15 protein-coding genes are annotated in these 16,749 nt (G+C 73.1%); 10 read left to right on the top strand and 5 right to left on the bottom strand.

Annotated features, from left to right (window positions below):
- Positions 1-40 precede the first annotated feature (40 nt).
- The 4 genes from HHX37_RS17815 to HHX37_RS17800 all read left to right on the top strand — a co-directional run bounded on the left by HHX37_RS17815 (position 41) and on the right by HHX37_RS17800 (position 5,943).
- Complete coding sequence (locus HHX37_RS17815; protein WP_182886132.1) at positions 41-2,398, top strand: HelD family protein; 2,358 nt, start codon at positions 41-43, stop codon at positions 2,396-2,398.
- Positions 2,399-2,939: 541 nt separating this feature from the next.
- A complete protein-coding gene (gene lnt, locus HHX37_RS17810) occupies positions 2,940-4,508 on the top strand; it encodes an apolipoprotein N-acyltransferase (protein ID WP_310740422.1) in 1,569 nt (522 codons plus the stop codon).
- Positions 4,508-5,251, top strand: coding sequence for a polyprenol monophosphomannose synthase (locus tag HHX37_RS17805; protein ID WP_138461107.1), 744 nt, complete (start codon positions 4,508-4,510; stop codon positions 5,249-5,251). The genes lnt and HHX37_RS17805 overlap by 1 nt, the downstream gene beginning before the upstream one ends.
- A 71-nt stretch (positions 5,252-5,322) precedes the next feature.
- Positions 5,323-5,943, top strand: a complete 621-nt coding sequence (locus HHX37_RS17800) for an FxsA family protein (protein ID WP_310740421.1) — start codon at positions 5,323-5,325, stop codon at positions 5,941-5,943.
- A 304-nt stretch (positions 5,944-6,247) separates the two neighbouring features.
- Here HHX37_RS17800 and HHX37_RS17795 read toward each other — a convergent pair whose 3' ends face one another.
- Complete coding sequence (locus HHX37_RS17795) at positions 6,248-7,132, bottom strand: PRC-barrel domain-containing protein (RefSeq protein WP_182886130.1); 885 nt, start codon at positions 7,130-7,132, stop codon at positions 6,248-6,250.
- Between the two features lie 205 nt (positions 7,133-7,337).
- Positions 7,338-8,039: a CBS domain-containing protein gene (locus HHX37_RS17790; protein ID WP_182886129.1), complete on the bottom strand. Its 702-nt coding sequence runs from the start codon at positions 8,037-8,039 to the stop codon at positions 7,338-7,340.
- 269 nt (positions 8,040-8,308) lie between these two features.
- On the opposite strand from HHX37_RS17790, the gene HHX37_RS17785 reads away from it, so the two are divergent.
- The 3 genes from HHX37_RS17785 to HHX37_RS17775 all read left to right on the top strand — a co-directional run bounded on the left by HHX37_RS17785 (position 8,309) and on the right by HHX37_RS17775 (position 11,075).
- Positions 8,309-8,971 carry a CBS domain-containing protein gene (locus HHX37_RS17785; protein WP_182886128.1) on the top strand — a complete coding sequence of 221 codons (663 nt, stop codon included), beginning with the start codon at positions 8,309-8,311 and terminating at the stop codon, positions 8,969-8,971.
- 69 nt (positions 8,972-9,040) lie between these two features.
- On the top strand, positions 9,041-10,030 hold the full coding sequence (locus tag HHX37_RS17780) for an Acg family FMN-binding oxidoreductase (protein ID WP_182880655.1): 990 nt from the start codon (positions 9,041-9,043) through the stop codon (positions 10,028-10,030).
- A gap of 460 nt (positions 10,031-10,490) precedes the next feature.
- On the top strand, positions 10,491-11,075 hold the full coding sequence (locus tag HHX37_RS17775; protein ID WP_182886127.1) for a hypothetical protein: 585 nt from the start codon (positions 10,491-10,493) through the stop codon (positions 11,073-11,075).
- Between the two features lie 40 nt (positions 11,076-11,115).
- Here HHX37_RS17775 and HHX37_RS17770 read toward each other — a convergent pair whose 3' ends face one another.
- The 3 genes from HHX37_RS17770 to HHX37_RS17760 form a co-directional block, all read right to left on the bottom strand.
- Positions 11,116-11,496, bottom strand: a complete 381-nt coding sequence (locus tag HHX37_RS17770; RefSeq protein WP_182874618.1) for a hypothetical protein — start codon at positions 11,494-11,496, stop codon at positions 11,116-11,118.
- A gap of 276 nt (positions 11,497-11,772) precedes the next feature.
- Complete coding sequence (locus HHX37_RS17765; protein WP_182880652.1) at positions 11,773-12,678, bottom strand: alpha/beta hydrolase family protein; 906 nt, start codon at positions 12,676-12,678, stop codon at positions 11,773-11,775.
- A 130-nt stretch (positions 12,679-12,808) separates the two neighbouring features.
- On the bottom strand, positions 12,809-13,831 hold the full coding sequence (locus HHX37_RS17760; protein WP_182886126.1) for an aldo/keto reductase: 1,023 nt from the start codon (positions 13,829-13,831) through the stop codon (positions 12,809-12,811).
- Positions 13,832-14,027: 196 nt separating this feature from the next.
- On the opposite strand from HHX37_RS17760, the gene HHX37_RS17755 reads away from it, so the two are divergent.
- The 3 genes from HHX37_RS17755 to HHX37_RS17745 all read left to right on the top strand — a co-directional run bounded on the left by HHX37_RS17755 (position 14,028) and on the right by HHX37_RS17745 (position 16,729).
- Positions 14,028-14,726, top strand: coding sequence for a TetR/AcrR family transcriptional regulator (locus HHX37_RS17755; RefSeq protein ID WP_220502943.1), 699 nt, complete (start codon positions 14,028-14,030; stop codon positions 14,724-14,726).
- A gap of 123 nt (positions 14,727-14,849) precedes the next feature.
- Positions 14,850-15,593, top strand: coding sequence for a sensor histidine kinase (locus tag HHX37_RS17750; protein WP_182886124.1), 744 nt, complete (start codon positions 14,850-14,852; stop codon positions 15,591-15,593).
- Between the two features lie 137 nt (positions 15,594-15,730).
- Positions 15,731-16,729 (top strand): lactonase family protein, encoded by a 999-nt coding sequence (locus tag HHX37_RS17745; RefSeq protein WP_182886123.1) that lies wholly within the window; start codon positions 15,731-15,733, stop codon positions 16,727-16,729.
- Positions 16,730-16,749 lie beyond the last annotated feature (20 nt).

The following is a 16,749-nucleotide window of genomic DNA, read 5'->3' as shown; positions in this document are numbered from 1 at the left end:
GATGGAAAAGGGCGGGACGGCACGTAGAATCTGGCGGCCTATGCCACCATCTTCGACGGGCGAGCTGGCCCGGGAGCAGAAGTACGTCGCGACGCTGTACGAGCGCCTCGACGTGCTGCGGGAACGCACGCGCGGGCAGCTCGACGCCGTGCTGGCCCAGGGGGCCTCCGGCACCCACCAGAACCGTTCGGAGCGCGACTCGTTCGCCGGCATGTACGCCCAGCGCCTCGCCCGTCTGTGGGCCGTGGAGCACGGCCTGTGCTTCGGCCGCCTCGACCTCGCCGAAGAGAACGAGAACGAGAACGAGGCGGAAGAGAGCCACGCGGCAGAAGATCGGGCCGATGAGGGCCGGGCCGACGAGAGGCGGCTCTACATCGGCCGCATCGGCCTGTCGGACGACGACCAGCACCGGCTGCTCATCGACTGGCGGGCCCCGGTGGCGCAACCGTTCTACCGGGCCACCCCGGCCGCCCCGATGGGCGTCACCCGGCGGCGGCACCTGCACAGCCGGGGCCGCACGGTCACCTCGATCGACGACGACCTGCTCGACCTCGACCGCATCAGCGACGCCGACCGGGCCACGCTGAACGGCGAGGCGGCCCTGCTGGCCGCGCTCGGCGAGAAGCGCACCGGCCGGATGCGCGACATCGTCGCGACGATCCAGGCCGAGCAGGACAAGATCATCCGCAGTGACCTGAACGGCGTGCTCGTCGTCCAGGGCGGGCCGGGCACCGGCAAGACCGTGGTGGCCCTGCACCGCGCGGCCTACCTCCTCTACACCTACCGGGAGCGCCTGGAACGCCGCGGCGTGCTGATCCTCGGGCCCAACCTCACGTTCCTGCGCTACATCGAGCAGGTGCTGCCGTCCCTCGGCGAGACCGACGTGCTGCTGTCCACGGTCGGCGAGCTGTACCCGGGTGTCACCCCGGGCAGGCGGGAGCCCGCCGAGGCCGCCGCGGTCAAGGGCCGGGGCGCGATGGCCCGCGTGATCGAGCGGGCCGTGCGGGAGCGCCAGCGGATGCCGCGCACGCCCGTGGAGATCAGGCTCGACAAGTTCACCCTCACCCTCGACCGGCAGACGCTGGAGGCGGCCCGCTCGAAGGCCGGCCGCTCGCGCCGCCCGCACAACCAGGCGAGGGCCGTGTTCGTCCGGCACCTGCTGACCGCGCTCACCCGGCAGGCGGCCCGGCATCTCGGGCGGGGCTCGCTCGACGAGGCCGACTTCGCCGACCTGCGCGAGGAGCTGCGCACCGAGGAACCGGTGCGGGTGGCGCTCAACCGCCTGTGGCCGTACCTCACGCCCCAGCAGCTGCTGATCGGCCTGTTCACCGACCGCGGCCGGATGGCCGCGGCGGGGCTGGACGCCCGGGAGTGCGACCTGCTGCTGCGCGAGCCGCCCAGGACGGGCGAGAGGCCCGGGGACGGGCCCGGCGAGAAGGCCGGAGACAAGCAGGGCGAGAACTGGTGGAGCGAGGCCGACGTGCCGCTGCTCGACGAGGCCGCCGAGCTGCTCGGCGATATCGACGAGGGCGTGCTGCGCGCGGCGCGCAGGGCCGAGCAGGAGCGCGAGGAGCGCATCGCCTACGCCCGCGAGGTGCTGGAGCTGACCGGCCTCGCCGACGTGATGGACGCCGAGCGCTTCGCCGAGCGGCACCAGGCCGACGACCCCTACCTCACCACCGCCGAGCGGGCCGCCCGGGACCGTACGTGGGCCTTCGGCCACGTGATCGTGGACGAGGCGCAGGAGCTGTCGGAGATGGCCTGGCGGATGGTGATGCGCCGCTGCCCGAGCCGGTCGATGACGATCGTCGGGGACATCGCGCAGACCGGGTCGGCCGCGGGCGCGGCGAGCTGGGGCCGGGTCCTCGACCCGTACGTCGCGGGCCGCTGGCGCGAGGAGCGCCTCACCGTCAACTACCGCACCCCGGCCGAGCTGATGGAGGTCGCCGCCCGCGTGCTCCAGCTCGTCGGCCCCGACCTCAAGGCGCCGGAGTCGGTGCGGGAGACCGGGGAGCGGCCGTGGGCCCTGCCGGTCGCCTCGCTGGCCGAGACGGGCCCGCTGGCCGCGGCCGAGGTGGTCGAGGAGGGCCGGGTCGTGGTGATCGTCCCGGCGGGCATGGCGGCGGAGATCGGGGAGATCGTCCGCTCGGCGGTGCCGGGCGCCGCCGTCGGCACGGGCCCTGCCGCGCTGGACGCGCCGGTCGCGGTGCTGCCGGTCGCCGAGGCCAAGGGGCTGGAGTTCGACGCGGTGATCGTGGTCGAGCCGGGGCTCATCCTGCGTGAGTCGTCCCGCGGGCCGAGCGACCTCTACGTGGCCCTCACCCGTGCCACGAGCCGTCTTGGCGTCGTCCACAGGGGTGAGCTGCCGCAGGTTCTGGAGGGACTGGGACGGCGCTGATCCAGGCCCCCTTCCCACCTGCGGAAACGTGATGTCTGCGCTGGTCAGGGAGTGGTTGACAACTGCGCTGAGGTCGGTAGTTTGCTGCGCAGTCCAGCACGGGACTGACCGGTTGGCCGTACTGTGGCGCCGTCGGCTCCTGCGTCGATGACGGAGCGTGGCTCCCGGGCCTGACCTGGGGATACCTCCGTCAGCACACCAGGCGTAGAGCCGCGTCCCGCCTAGGCGGGGCACCCCAGCCGGCCGGGGGGTTGGACCCAGGAGGGGCCCGGGCGCCCAGTAGACAACGGAGCTCCGCGCCCGCCGCCGACGGGACGGAACCGGTCCGAAGGGCGCCCGGGACCCCTTACCCCCTCTCCTCTTCGCGAAGATCACCACTGTGGCGGCCGTAGAGTGGCCGGGGCTCGGTTTGGCGGGCTCCGGAGTCGTCTGCGACGCTGGACCTCGGTGAGTACGGGCAGGCGTGGCACCGGCTCGCGGCAGGTCATCGGGCTCACGACAGATGCCCCGGTGCTGGGAAGAGGCGAGGAGAGACCGCTCCGTGGCATTGAAGACGGCGCAGGAGCCGGCGGCGGCCGCCTCCCGCGCGGGCTCGTGGCGGGTGCCGGAGGCACCGGCCCGCCTCGCCGCATCCGTCGCGGGCGGCGTACTGCTCTACCTGGCCTTCCCGCCGCTCGGCTGGTGGTTCTGCGCCCCGCTGGGCGTGGCGCTGCTCGCCCTCGCGCTGCGCGGCGCCCGACCGCGCCGGGCCGCCTGGATCGGGTACGCGGGCGGGCTCGCGTTCCTGCTGCCCGCGCTGGCCTGGGTCCGTCCCATCGGGGACGACGCCTGGCTGGCCCTGGTGGGCGTCGAGAGCCTGTTCTGGGCGGCGCTGGCCGTCGCGGCCGCGCTCGTGATGCGGCTGCGCCTGTGGCCGCTGTGGGTCGCCTGCCTGTGGGTGGTGCAGGAATGGGCCCGGGGACTGTTCCCCGTCGGCGGCTTCCCGTGGGCGCGGCTGGCCTTCAGCCAGGGCGAGTCGCCGTACACGGGCTTCGCCGCCCTGGGCGGCGCGCCGCTTGTAACTTTCACCGTGGCCTTCACGGGCGCGCTGCTCGCCGCGCTGGTCAGAGGGCGTCCGCCGAGATGGCGCGCGGACCGGGTGGTTGCCGGAACGTTCCTCGCCGCGATAGCCGTACCAGTGCTGGGGCTGATCGTGCCCCGGCCCGGCGACGAGGGCAGGACTGTGCGGATCGGGGTCATCCAGGGCAACGTCCCTGGGCGGGGGATGAACTTCCTCGGCGACGAACCCGCCGTCGTGCTGCGCAACCACGCCGACGAGACGCACCGCATGGCGCAGGCCGTACGCGCCGGGACGCTTCCGCGCCCCGACATCGTGGTCTGGCCGGAGAACTCCACCGACATCGACCCCTACGACAGCGCGTACGCCCGGGAGGTCATCGACTCGGCGGTCAAGGACGTCGGCGTGCCGGTCCTGGTCGGCGCGGTCGTCAAGATCGGGGCCGAGAACCGGGCCACCCGTGGCGTGGTCTGGGACCCGGTCACCGGCCCCGGCGCGTACTACGACAAGCGGCGGCTGGTGCCGTTCGGGGAGTACACCCCGTTCAAGGACCTGTTCCTGGCCCTGTCGTCGCGGGCCAACCTGGTCGGCCGGCAGTCCGTCGCAGGCGACCGGCCGGGCGCGCTGCGGATGGGGCCGGTCACGATCGGTGCGGTGGAGTGCTACGAGGTCGCGTTCGACGGCACGGTGCGCGACGCGGTGCTGGCCGGCGGCACGCCCCTGGTGGTGCAGACCAACAACGCCAGTTACGCGCTCACCAACCTGCCCCCGCAGCAGCTCGCGATGTCGCAGCTGCGCGCGGTGGAGTTCAACCGCGCGGTGGTCACCGCGGCGACGACGGGGATCTCCGCGTACGTCGGCCCGGACGGCCGGGTCGGCTGGCGGACCGGTGAGCTCGTGGCGGGCATGAACGTGCTGGACGTGCCGGTCAGGACGCAGAAGACGGTGGCGGCAAGGGTAGGTGCGCTACCGGAGTGGGTTTTGGTACTCATGGGAGCCGGAGCGACGGTGGCGGCCGTCTCTGGGGCCATCTCTGGGCGGAGGAGAAGCTGATGGAGCGGACCCCAGGGCGGGTGCTCGTTATCGTCCCCACCTACAACGAGCGGGAGAACCTCCCGTTGATCACGCGGCGGCTGCGAGAGGCGCTGCCCGACGTCCACCTCCTCGTCGCCGACGACAACAGCCCGGACGGCACCGGCCGGATCGCCGACGAGCTGGCGGAGCGGGACGACCACGTCCACGTCCTGCACCGGACGAGCAAGCAGGGGCTGGGCGCGGCCTACATCGCCGGGTTCCGGTGGGGCCTCGCCGAGGGCTACGACGTGCTGGTCGAGATGGACGCCGACGGCTCCCACCAGCCCGAGGAGCTGCACAAGCTGCTCGACGCGGTGGCCGACGGCGCCGACCTGGCCATCGGCTCGCGCTGGGTGCCCGGCGGCAAGACCGTCAACTGGCCGGCCTCGCGCGAGTTCCTGTCCCGGGGCGCGAACACCTACGTCAGGCTGGTCCTCGGCATCCCGGTCCGCGACGCCACGGCGGGCTTCCGCGCCTACCGCGCGGCCACCCTGGAGAAGATCGAGCTGGACGGCGTCGAGTCGCAGGGCTACTGCTTCCAGGTGGACCTCACGCTCCGGACCGTGCGGCAGGGCCTGCGGGTGACCGAGGCGCCGATCACGTTCGTCGAGCGCACGGTGGGCAGCAGCAAGATGAGCCGTAAGATCATTCTTGAGGCGTTCTGGCGCGTCGCCCTCTGGGGTATCGCCGGCCTGGGGGAGCGGTTTCGCCCACGGCGATAGGCGCGGGGGAGATCCCCAGGAACCCCGGCGGGCGCGGGGACGTTGACCGCAACGTACGGGTGCCGGGGTGAGTGGGGCGAGAAATGGTGCGGATCGGGCTGTTCCTGGGGTTCCTCGTGGTGCCCGTCCTGGAGATCTGGTTTCTGATCCGGGTGGGCAGCGTGATCGGCGGGTGGCAGACGGTCGCCCTGCTCATCGCCGACAGCCTCGTCGGAGCCTGGCTGGTGCGCCGGGAGGGACGGCGGGCGTGGGCCGCGTTGCGCAGCGCCGTCGAGTCCGGGCGGATGCCCGACCGTGAGCTCGCCGACGGCGCGATGATCGTGGCCGGCGGCACCCTGCTGCTGACCCCCGGCTTCCTCAGCGACGTGTTCGGGTTCTTCCTGATCCTGCCGTTCACCCGGCCGATCGCCCGGCGGTGGCTGTCGTGGTTCCTCGGCCGCCGGGTGCGGTCGCTCGCCGCCCGCTCGCCGTACGCGCCGCTGTTCGGTCAGGTGGAGTCCGACCCGGCGGGATTCGGCCCCGCGGGGTCCGAGCGGGCACGGTCCGGTCAGGCACAGTCCGGTCAGGCACAGTCCGGTCAGGCAGGGTTCGGTCAGGCACGGTCCGGTCGCGCGGAAGGCTCCCGCAACAGGGTGGTGCGCGGCGAGGTGATCGAGGAGGACCCCTTCCCGGCCCCCGGCGACGGCCGCTAGCACTGACCCGAGCCCCGGCCCAAGACGCCTCGCCACCGCGTTCCGGCCCCGGCCTTGGCCGACGCAGTGGGCCGACGCGGCGGGGGAGCCCTGCGAGTGCCCGGCGACGGCCGGTCGTACTGCCCTGGCTCGCTTCGCCGGGGCCGTCCCAGCCCCGGCACGAATCGACACGGTGGGTCCGATGCGGTGGGTCAGACGCGGTGGGGGTCCGGGCACGCCGCTGCCCCGGTGGCGGAGGCACACCGGGGCAACGGGGCTGGTGACGGGCGGATGCCCGTTCAAGGAGCCGGGATCGGCGGCCGGATCAGAGGCCGGGGCCCCGATGATCGCGGTCCCGCTCGGCGTCCGGATCCTCGTAGCGGTCGCGGGTCTTCGCGTCGGTGCCGAAACGCTGCCCGGCGCGGATGTCCGGATCGGCGTCGAAGCGCTTCTCGGCGCGGGTCTCGGCGTCGCCGACGAACCGTTCCCCGGAGCCGCTCACGGGGTCGCCGCCCTCGAACCGCTCCTTTGACCTGGTCGCCGGGTCGTCCATGTCGTACGGCTCGCTGGAGGAGACGCCGGTGTCGCCGCCGCCGAAGAGCTCGCCGGAGCGGGTCGCCGGGTCCCGCGGCGCGAGCGGCTCACCGGGCCGGGTGCCGGGGATCTCGGCGTCCAGCCGGTCCATGGAGCCGAGCGACGGGTCGTCGGTGCCGTACCGCTCCCCGCGACGGGTCACCGCGTAGTCCGTCCCCGTACCGGCGTAGTCCGTGCCGTCGCCGGCGCGGTCCGCGGTCTCGCCGGGGTGGCCCAGGCGCTCACGCTCGCGGCGCCCGCCGCTGTCGGCCCAGCCGGTCAGGCTGCCGGGCTCGTTGGCGCGTTCCCAGGCCTCGTCCCAGCCCATGTCGTAGTGGCGGTAGAGCAGGCGCTCCTGCTCGGCGGACAGGTGCCCGCCCTCGTCCAGGTCGACGTCGGGGGCGTTCTTGACGTGCTCCTTGTCGTACGGAACCTCGATCCCGCCGGCCGTCACGTTCGCCTCGTGGAGGGGAACGAAGGTTTCCTTGGTGCGCAGCAGGCCGGTCTTCACGCAGAGCCACTTCGGCAGGCCGGTCGCGTCGTCCAGGAAGACGTGCGCGACGTCGCCGATCTTGTCGCCGTTCGAGTCGTGGACCGGGTGGTCGAGCACCATGGGGATCTGCTCGTGGGTGATCACGTGCTTCTCCTTGTCTCTCGCTTGATCGGTCTCTTTTCTCGCTACCGCCGATCGGCCGGCGAAAACCACTCCCGTGGAAAAACACGGGCGGCCGCGTCTCCGCCGTACCCGTTCTCCGTCCGCGTCTGCCCAGGTCAACGGTGACCGCCGCGGCACGGGATCCGGCGGAAAATTCGTCGTCCCCCGTCCCGGGCGGCGGCCTCCGTCAGTGCCCTTCCCAGGGGCCGAGGTCGTCCTCTTTCCATTCGAGGCGGTCGGCCACGCCGAGCACGCCGTTGGTCCGCTCGACCATCCGGGTGAGGACGCGTGCGTGCGAGCGGCGTCCGACGGCGCCGGTGAGGGTCACGACCCCGTTCTCGACCGACACCTCGACGCCCGACAGGTCGGCCCACAGGCAGGTGCCGACGATGTCCTCGCGTACCTCGCAGGCGATGTCGGCGTCGCCGCGGGCGAGGACCTTGAGCAGGTCGTGGCGGCTGATGATGCCGACGAGCACGTCCTCGTCGTCCACGACCGGCAGGCGCTTCACACCGTGCTCGCTCATCAGGCGGGCCGCGCTGACCACGCTGGTGTACGGCCGGGTGGTGACCGCGGGCGCCGACATGAGTTCGGCCGCGGTCACGCCACGGGCCCGCTCCTGGGTCCGTACGGTCCCGTGGCCCACGGCCTCGCGGAGACGGGCGCGCAGGGGCGGCCGGTAGCCCTCGCGGTAGAACTGCTCGCGGAACTCCTCCTTGCGCAGCAGGTCGGCCTCGGAGACCAGGCCGATGACGTGCCCCTCGCCGTCCACGACGGGCACCGCGCTGACTCCATGGGCGATCATGATCTCGGCCACGTCGCGGAACGGCGTGCTGCCGTTGACGGACGCGACCTCACTCGTCATGACGTCCCGCACCTTCATGTGCATGACCGGCTCCTTCCGGACGGGTCCCTACATCTCCCATCGCATCGCGCCGCGGACCGGGCGCGAAGGGACCGACGACCCTCCCGGCCGGGCCCTTCGCCACCACCCCGCCGCCCGTCCGGCCGCCCGTCCGGCCATCCGTCCAGCCGCCGACGCGCCCGCCCCGGAGCCGCGGATCGGTGGCCGAAAGTCCCGTCCACTCGGGACCTTCACCGCTCACCCGCGGGAACGCGGGCGGGGCACGCTGGCATGGAGAGACGGGAGGCGTCGTCATGACGGCGAAGGTGAAGGATGTCATGGGCAGGGTGGCCATCGCGGTGCGGATGGACGCGTCGTTCGCGGACCTCGTCGCCACCATGCGGCGGTTCGGAGTGGGCGCGGTCACCGTCATCGACGCCGACCGGCGCCCGGTCGGGGTGGTCTCCGAGGACGACATGCTGCTGAAGGAGATCGACCTGGGCGAGCGCGTCTTCAGTGGTCCGCGCCGACGCGTGGAGCAGCGCAAGGCGGCGGGCGCGAACGCCGGGCAGATCATGTCGCGCCCGGCGATCACGGTGACCGGCGGCACCCCCGTGCGCGACGCGGCCCGGCTGATGCACCGCAACCGCGTGAAGCAACTCCCGGTGATCGACGCGGTGAGCGGCCGCATCGTGGGCACCGTGCACCAGGGCGACCTGCTGCGCGTCTTCGCGCGGCCGGCGGCGGAGATCCGGGCCGAGATCGAGCGGGTCGTCGACCGGATGGATCTCGACTTCGGCGACCTCGACGTCAACGTCGCCGGCGGAGTGGTGACGATCAAGGGGCAGGTGCCCCGCAGATCGGCCGTCAAGCCGCTGCTGCACGCCGTCCGCCGGGTCGAGGGCGTCGTCGAGGTCGACGCCGACGACCTCGCCTTCCTCGTCGACGACCTGCTCATCGCGCCGCCGCTGCTGTAGCGCGGCGCGCGGCGGCACGCCGCGGCGCTTCGAGGCCGGGCGGTACGCGCCCTGTGAGAGGGAAAGATCGTGAACACTCGGACATCTGAGGGGATCGCGCAGGCGGCGCGGGAGGCCGTGGAGGCCGCCCTGTGGGCGCCCTCGATCCACAACACCCAGCCCTGGACGTTCGCCGTCTCCGGCGACGAGATCAGCCTGCGCGCCGACCCGGACCGGAGGCTGCGCGTCTCCGATCCCACCGGCCGGCAGATGACCATCAGCTGCGGCGCCGCGCTGTTCAACGTGCGGATCACGCTGATGGCGCTCGGGTACGAGCCCGAGGTGCGCCGGCTGCCCAATCCGGAGGGTCCGATGCTGCTGGCCACGGTGCGGGTGCGGCCGGGTCGCGAGCCGGGCGAGCACACCCGCCTGCTGTACGGGGAGGTCCAGCGCCGCCGCACCCATCGGGCCGGGTTCACCGCGCTGCCCATGCCCGACCCCCTGACCGACGCGCTCGTACGGGAGGCCGCGGCCGAGGGAGCGCACCTCGCGCCCGTCAGGTCGGACGCTCCGGCACGGGTGCTCGCCGCGCTCACCGGGGCCGCCCAGGACGTGCAGGCGCAGGACCGGCAGTTCGTGCTCGAACTCATGCGCTGGGCCCGGCCTCCGGGCAGTGCGCGGCGCGACGGCGTGCCGGTGGCGGGCTACCCGACCGATCCCCGGCGGACCTACCCGCAGCACTTCGCGTCCCGCGACTACAGCAGGGGTCACGAGTGGGGGGCGGCTCCCGAGGAGCGGGTCTCCACCTCGACCGGCCTCGTGGCGCTGCTCTGCACGCCGGGCGACGCCCGGGAGGACTGGCTGATCGCGGGGGAGGGGTTGCAGCGGATGCTGCTGCACGCCTCCGCGTACGGGGTGAGCGCCGCCTTCCACACCCAGGCGCTGGAGATGTGCGAGCTGCGCGAGTTCATCCGCAGGCACCTGTGCTCGGGCGAGGCGCCCCAGATGATCATGAGGATGGGGTTCGTCCTCGACGAGAGCGAAAGCGTCCGGCGCACCCCTTCCGACGTCCTGGAGTAAGCTCCGCCGAGCGCCGAGCGCCGAGCGCCGAGCGCCGAGCGCCGAGCGCCGAGCGCCGAGCGCCGAGGCTCGCCGGCAGGCCGCACAGGCCGCTCGACCGTCCGGCACGCCGGCACGCCGGCACGCCGGCGAGCTGACGCCCTGCTGAGACCTGGTGCACCGATCCGGCTCACCCGGGTGCGCCCCGCGACGCGAGTCGCTTCCTTCTCCCTCCGGTCCGCGTCAGCGGCACTCCTGGTTCGCGGGCCGGGATCTCCTCGCTTCCGGGTGGCTCGCGTGTGCGTGGAAGGCGGAGCCGTGGGCAGTGGACACGGACCGCCGGCCCGCCCGAGATCCCGCCCACGCCGTCTGGTCTCGCCGGACTCCCGGCAGCGGCCCTCAGGCTCGCTCTGGGGACGCTCCGGGGGGCACTCTCCTGGGAGCCGACGGTGGCGCGAGAACCATGCCTGGGAGGTGTGCCATGAGATCGATCGCCGTCTGGGTCGTTGCGGGGCTGCGTCGTTACCGGCCCGACCGCAACCCGTTGCGCCGCCGGTCGGACCGGGTCGAGGCGGGGTTCGTGGCGGCCGCGCTGGTCGCCGTCCTCCTGGCGGTGTGGCCGGCCGCGCTGGCCGCCCGCGCGGCGTACGGCGGCGGGCCCGCGGCGGGGCCGGGGGCGCGGCACCTGGTCGAGGCGACGCTTACGGGCGAGGCCACCGCGAGCGCGGCCGACGCGCATGTCCTGCTGGGGGCGACCGCGGCGCGCTGGACGCTGCCGGACGGCGGGGTCCGCGAAGGCATGGTGCCGGCGGCCCTCCTGCTGCGGGACGGGCCCCGGGCCCGGCTGTGGATCGACGGTCAGGGCAGGCCGGTCACGCCGCCGCCGCATCGGGCCGAGATGACCGCCAGGGCGGGGCTCGCCGCCTCCGGCGTCATGGCGGCCGCGGTCGCACTCGCCGCCGCCTGTCTCGTCCTGACGCGGCGGCGGCTGGACCGCGCCCGTTACCGGGAGTGGGACGCGGCCTGGGCGGACGCCGACCAGCGGTGGCGCAGGCACCGGATCTGACCGGCGGAGCCGGTGGGGCGGCCACCGGCCGCCGTCGTGGTCACCGCATGAACTGGCAGACGTCGCCGCCGCCGTAGGCGTTCTGCACGTTGTTCTGCCCGGCGTTGGTGACGGTGCTCTGCTGCGGGCCGCCCAGGAAGGACGGCGTGTAGACGCCGAGGAGGTTCTGGTTGTACCGGCCATTGCCGGACCGGTAGGCCCTCACGTGGGTCCGGGAGCCCCGGGCCACCTGCCGTACGCTGTGGCCGTGTTTGGCCGCGGCCGCGCGCGGCCGGTGGCGGTGCGCCGTGGCGGCGTCCGCCGGTGGCGGCACCGCGAGGGTGACCGCGGCCGCCGCGGCGGCCAGCAGCGCGGCCAGGCCGAGGCGCAGGACCGGCGGGACCGGTTCGGATCGGAGAGCTTCCGTGCGGAGAGGAGCCACCGGAGAACCCCCTATCAAATCCGGTGCTAAGCGAACAGATGTGGCATAAGTTCCGTACCCGCACTATTGGGGCCCGACATGCGTCTTGGGGAAGCTGAGAACGCGAAATTACCCGCGTGACGGCGATTCGCCGCGTCAGCCGGGGCGCTCCTGCCCCTTGCCCTACGCCGCTGCTTCACGCCGCTGCCCAGGCCCGCTGCCCGAGCCCGCCGCCCGGCCCCGGCGGCCCGTACGGCGGGCGGGCCCGCGCGGAGCCGCCAGGACCAGGTGACCGGTTCACTTCGACTCGACCGTGCCCAGCGGATCGGGCATGCCGTTCAGCGCGGCGATTGCGTCGCTCCAGGCGGAGTCGCCGGGATAGAGCGTGGTGCGGAGATAGGCCCAGACGAGCGCCCGCAGCGCGGCGACGCGCTCGGGGTTCTCGTCGGTCGTCTCCGCCGCGTCGTACATGCCGACGCCGCCGAGGCCGTGCTCTGCCCCGAACAGCGTCAGCAGGCTCTTGGGGCCGGGGCTCAGGTGGTACGCGTCGGCGCGCCAGTCCTCGCGATCGGAGAACGCCGGGTTCCGGTCGTTCTCGCCGACGACGACGAGGGCGGGCGTGGTCATCGCGGTGAAGCCGGTGGTCCGCAGAACCGGATAGTGCTCGGCCGCGAACGCGGCGAGGCCCTCGCCTCCGCCAGGAGGGGCCATGAGCACCCCCGCCTTGACGCGGGGGTCGGAGAGGTCCACCGGCGTCCCGCCGGACGGATCGGCGACCCCCTGGCCACACAGCAGGCCTACCGTGTGCCCGCCCATCGAGTGCCCGGCCGCGGCGATCCGGCTGTGGTCCAGGCGTCCCCCGAGTCCCGGTACGGCGGCCTCGATCTGATCGAGGTGATCCAGGATGTGGCGCATGTCCTCGGCCCGGGACCGCCAGTACGACGGCGCCTCCGGGTCGTCCGACTCACGCAGACCCAGCGTCATCGAGTCCAGGTGGGTGGGCTGGATCACGACGAAACCGTGAGCGGCCCAGAAGTCCGCGAGGGGCCCGTAGCCGTGCAGGGAGGACACGAAGTTCGACGGCCCGTGGCCGTGCGACAGGAGGATCACGGGCAGGTCGCTCCCACTGGCGGGTGCGGAGACCTTGATCCGCAGATCGACGGTCCGGCCCGGGACCGGCAGCACGACAGGGCTGAAGGTCATGACAGGAGTGGGATCGCCGACGGGAATACCGGCGGCTTCGGTGAACGGCGCGCTCACAGGTCCTTCTTCCAAGAGGTTCGTCGCGGTTTTCCGGCCGGTGCGGAGTGGGACCGGCCGCGAGGGTCGTTGGTCAGGCGGCGGCGCGTTCGGTGACCGGCCGGCGCCGGAGCTCCGGGCGCAGGAGAGCCGGGGGAAGGTAGGCCTGGTCGAGCGTGCCGACGTCGGTGCCGGGCGGGACGATCTCGTCGATCTGGTCGAGGATCTCGTCGGTGAGCGTGACGTCGACGCCCGCAAGCAGGTCGTCGAAGTGCTCCATCGTGCGCGGCCCGATGATCGCGCTGGTCACGCCGGGATGGGCGATCGCGAACGCCATCGCGAGGTGGGTCATCGGCAGGCCCGCCTTCTCGGCGATCGGGATGAGCCGTTCGACGGCGTCGAGCCGGCGCTCGTCGTTGAGGTGCCGGAAGAGGCTCGCGCGGCGCAGGTCGTTGTGCTGCCCCCTGCGGACGCGGCCGGTGAGCAGTCCCTGCGCGAGCGGGCTCCACACCAGCGTGCCCATCCCGTGGCGTTGCGCGACCGGCAGCACCTCGGTCTCGATGGCGCGGTTGAGGATCGAGTAGGGCGGCTGCTCGGTGTGGAACCGTTCGAGGCCGCGCCGCTCGGCGACCCACTGCGCTTCGACGATGTCGGAGGCGGGCATCGTGGACGATCCGATCGCACGGACCTTCCCGCTGCGGATCAGGTCGGTGAGCGCGGAGAGGGTTTCCTCGATGTCGGTGTCGGGGTCCGGCCGGTGGATCTGGAAGAGGTCGATGTGGTCCGTCCGCAGCCGGCGCAGCGAGTTCTCGACCGCGATCATGATCCAGCGCCGCGAGGCGCCCTGCTGGTTGGGATCGTCGCCCATCGGGCGGCTCATCTTGGTCGCCAGGACGACGTGGTCGCGACGTCCCTGGAGCGCTCTGCCCACGACCTCTTCGGAGTCGCCGTAGACGTCGGCGGTGTCGATGAAGTTGATCCCCGCGTCCAGCGCCTTGTGGATGATGCGGATCGAGTCGTCGGGGTCGGGATTGCCGAAGGACGTGGCGAACATCATCGCCCCGAGGGCGAAGGGGCTGACCTTGATGCCGGTGCGGCCCAGGGGTCGGTAACGCATGCGATCTCCCGTGATGACGAGTGGGTGGCGGAGGCCGGGCGGCGGCCGCCGGCTGTGCGGGCCGGGGCTGCAGGCCGGGGATGTGAAGCCCGAGGCGGAGGACGCCAGGGCGTGCCGTATCCTGAATCGAAGCGGAACGGCTTTCCGGAAACGACTATACGGAATGGCTTTCCGGTTATGCAAGCGGAGGAGGGGCGTGGCGGAGAACACGGCGCCGGCCGGAGCCGGCAGCACACACGGCATCACGGACGGCACCGCAGGCGGTTCCACGGGCGGTCCCACGGGCGGTCCCACGGGCACCGGCGCGCCCGGGCGCGCGCCGCGCCGGCTGCGGGCCGACGCGCAACGCAACATCGACGCCCTGCTCACGGCGGCGAAAGCCGTCTTCGCCACCTCGGGCGTGGACGCGCCCGCGAAGGAGATCGCCGATCTGGCCGGCGTCGGAGTCGGCACGCTGTACCGGCACTTCCCGCAGCGCTCCGACCTGGTCAAGGCCGTGTTCCAGCGAGAGGTGGACGCCTGTGCCGAGGCGGCCCCGGTGCTGATGGAGGAGCACGACCCGGGAGAGGCGCTCGCCCGCTGGCTCCATCGGTACACCGAGTTCGTCGCGACCAAGCGAGGACTCGCCGCCGCCCTCCACTCGGGCGATCCGGCGTTCGACGCCCTGCCCGGCTACTTCCAGGGGCGTCTCGGACCCGCACTCGGATCTCTGCTCGACGCCGCGGCGGCGAGCGGCGAGATCCGCGCCGACGTCAGCCCGGAGGAGCTCCTCTACGCCGTCGCCAACCTGTGCCTGCCTGTGGCGGGCGAGGGGGCGGCCTTCAGCCGGCGCATGGTCGGGCTGCTCGTCGACGGGCTACGTTATGGCGCCGATGCGAGCCGGGCTCACTCTTGAGCGCATGAATCGGACCTTCTCCTTCCCATATGTCGGATATTAGGTAAAAACTGCGTCCCTGCAACCCCATAACCCTTCTTGTCGTATATGTCTAAAGAAGAGATAGGGGTACGGGGCGTTCTGATGCGGACTAAGCGAATCTCGGTATACGCGGTGGCGAGCGTGCTGGTGTACGCGGCCGCCGCCACGACGATGGAACGACGCGCGCGGAAGGCCCTCGCCGCGGAGTGCGATCGGCTGCGCTGGTTCGCCGCCGACCTGTCGCACGAGCTACGCACCCCGCTCACGGCCGTACGGCTGGAACTGGAGGACGCCGCCCAGGACGCCGAGGCCGACGTCGCGTCGCTGACCGGGCGCCTGCTGCCCAGCCTCGACCGGGCGGAGGCGGTGGTGACGAGCATGCTGCTGCTCACCGGGCGGCAGGCCGGTGAGCAGGGGCGCGAACTGGTCGACCTGAGCGACCTCGTCGGCCGGGAGGTCGCCTCGCGCCGCGACCCTCACCCGGTCACGGTCCGCCTGTCCGGGCAGGTCAACGTCAGCGCCGTACGCGAGCAGATGCGTCAGGTGCTCACCAACCTGCTGGACAACGCCCAGAGGTACGCCCGCCGCGGTGTGGTGGTGGAGGTGTCCCGGCATGACGGGATCGCGCGGATGCTGGTGGACGACGACGGGGACGGCGTCCCCGAGGCCGACCGGAGGCGGGTCTTCCAGCGGTTCACCCGGGCCGGCGGCCACCGCGGCCACGACGGCGGCGGGCTCGGGCTCATGATCACCCGAGTCATCGCCGAGGCCCACCGCGGCAGCGTCGAGGTCGAGGAGGCGCCGTCGGGCGGCGCCCGGTTCGTGCTCCGCCTGCCCGCCGCCTGACAGGCGCTTCCGGCCGTCTGACAGGGCCCCTGACGGCGCATCTGACCCGCCGCCTGACGGGCCCTTGACCGAGGAGGGCCGCCGCGCCGATAGCATTCGATCACCTGACCGGCCCGACTCATCCCCCTGGAGTGACGATGCCCCGACCCGGCGACCTGGTGATCGGCGGATACACGCCCGACACGGAGGGATCGGGCCCCGGTCTGACGGTGGCCCGGGCGGACGCGGAGGGGCGGCTGGAGACGGTGGCCGAGACGGCCGTCTCCGGGCCGTCCTTCGTCGCCGGGCACCCCCGGCTGCCACTGCTCTACGCCGTGCTCGAACGTGAAGGGGAGGGCGGCCTCGCGGTCCTCGCCGCCGGCGAGGACCGGGCCGCCCCGCGCCTGCTGGCCGAGCATCCGAGCGGCGGATCGCTGCCCTGCCATCTCGCGATCGACGACCGGGGCGAGTGGCTGGCGATCGCCAACTACGGCGACGGGACCGTCACGGCGTACCGGCTGGGGGAGGACGGCATGCCGGAGCCCGGCCCGCTGACGTTCCCGCACGAGGGCCGGGGCCCCCACCCCGAACGGCAGGAGGGCCCGCACGCCCACATGGCCGTCTTCGGCCCCGACGGCGTCCTGCACGTGACCGACCTCGGCACCGACGAGGTCCGCCGCTTCCTGCCCGGCATGCGCCCGCACCCGGAGGGTTCCGTACGGCTGGCTCCCGGCAGCGGCCCCCGGCACTTCCTGCACCACGAGGGCCACTGGTACGTCACCGGCGAGCTCGACGGGACCGTACGCGTCTACGACGCCTCCTGGCGGGAGGCGGGGATGGTCCGGGCGAGCGACGCCGAGGGGGAGAACCTGCCGTCCCACATCGCCCTGTCCGCCGACGGCCGGCACCTGTACGTCGCCAACCGGGGGCCGGACACCGTCGCCGTCTTCGCCGTCGGCGGGCCCGGGCTCAGGATGGTGGCCGAGGCGCCCGCGGGGGGCCGGTGGCCCCGGCACTTCGCGATCGACGGCGACCGTCTCTACGTGGCCTGCCAGCGGTCGGACGCGGTCGTCGCGCTGGGGCTGAAGGAGGGGCTGCCGGAGCACGGCGGCCAGGTGCTGGCCGTGGGCACCCCCTCGTGCGTGCTCGTCCGCTGACCGGCCCGCGGGTGCGGCGC

Origin of the sequence: Microbispora sp. H10885 (genome assembly GCF_014161415.1) — a bacterium.
Taxonomy (GTDB): Bacteria; Actinomycetota; Actinomycetes; order Streptosporangiales; family Streptosporangiaceae; genus Microbispora; species Microbispora triticiradicis.
This window is presented reverse-complemented; position numbering and strand designations above follow the sequence as displayed.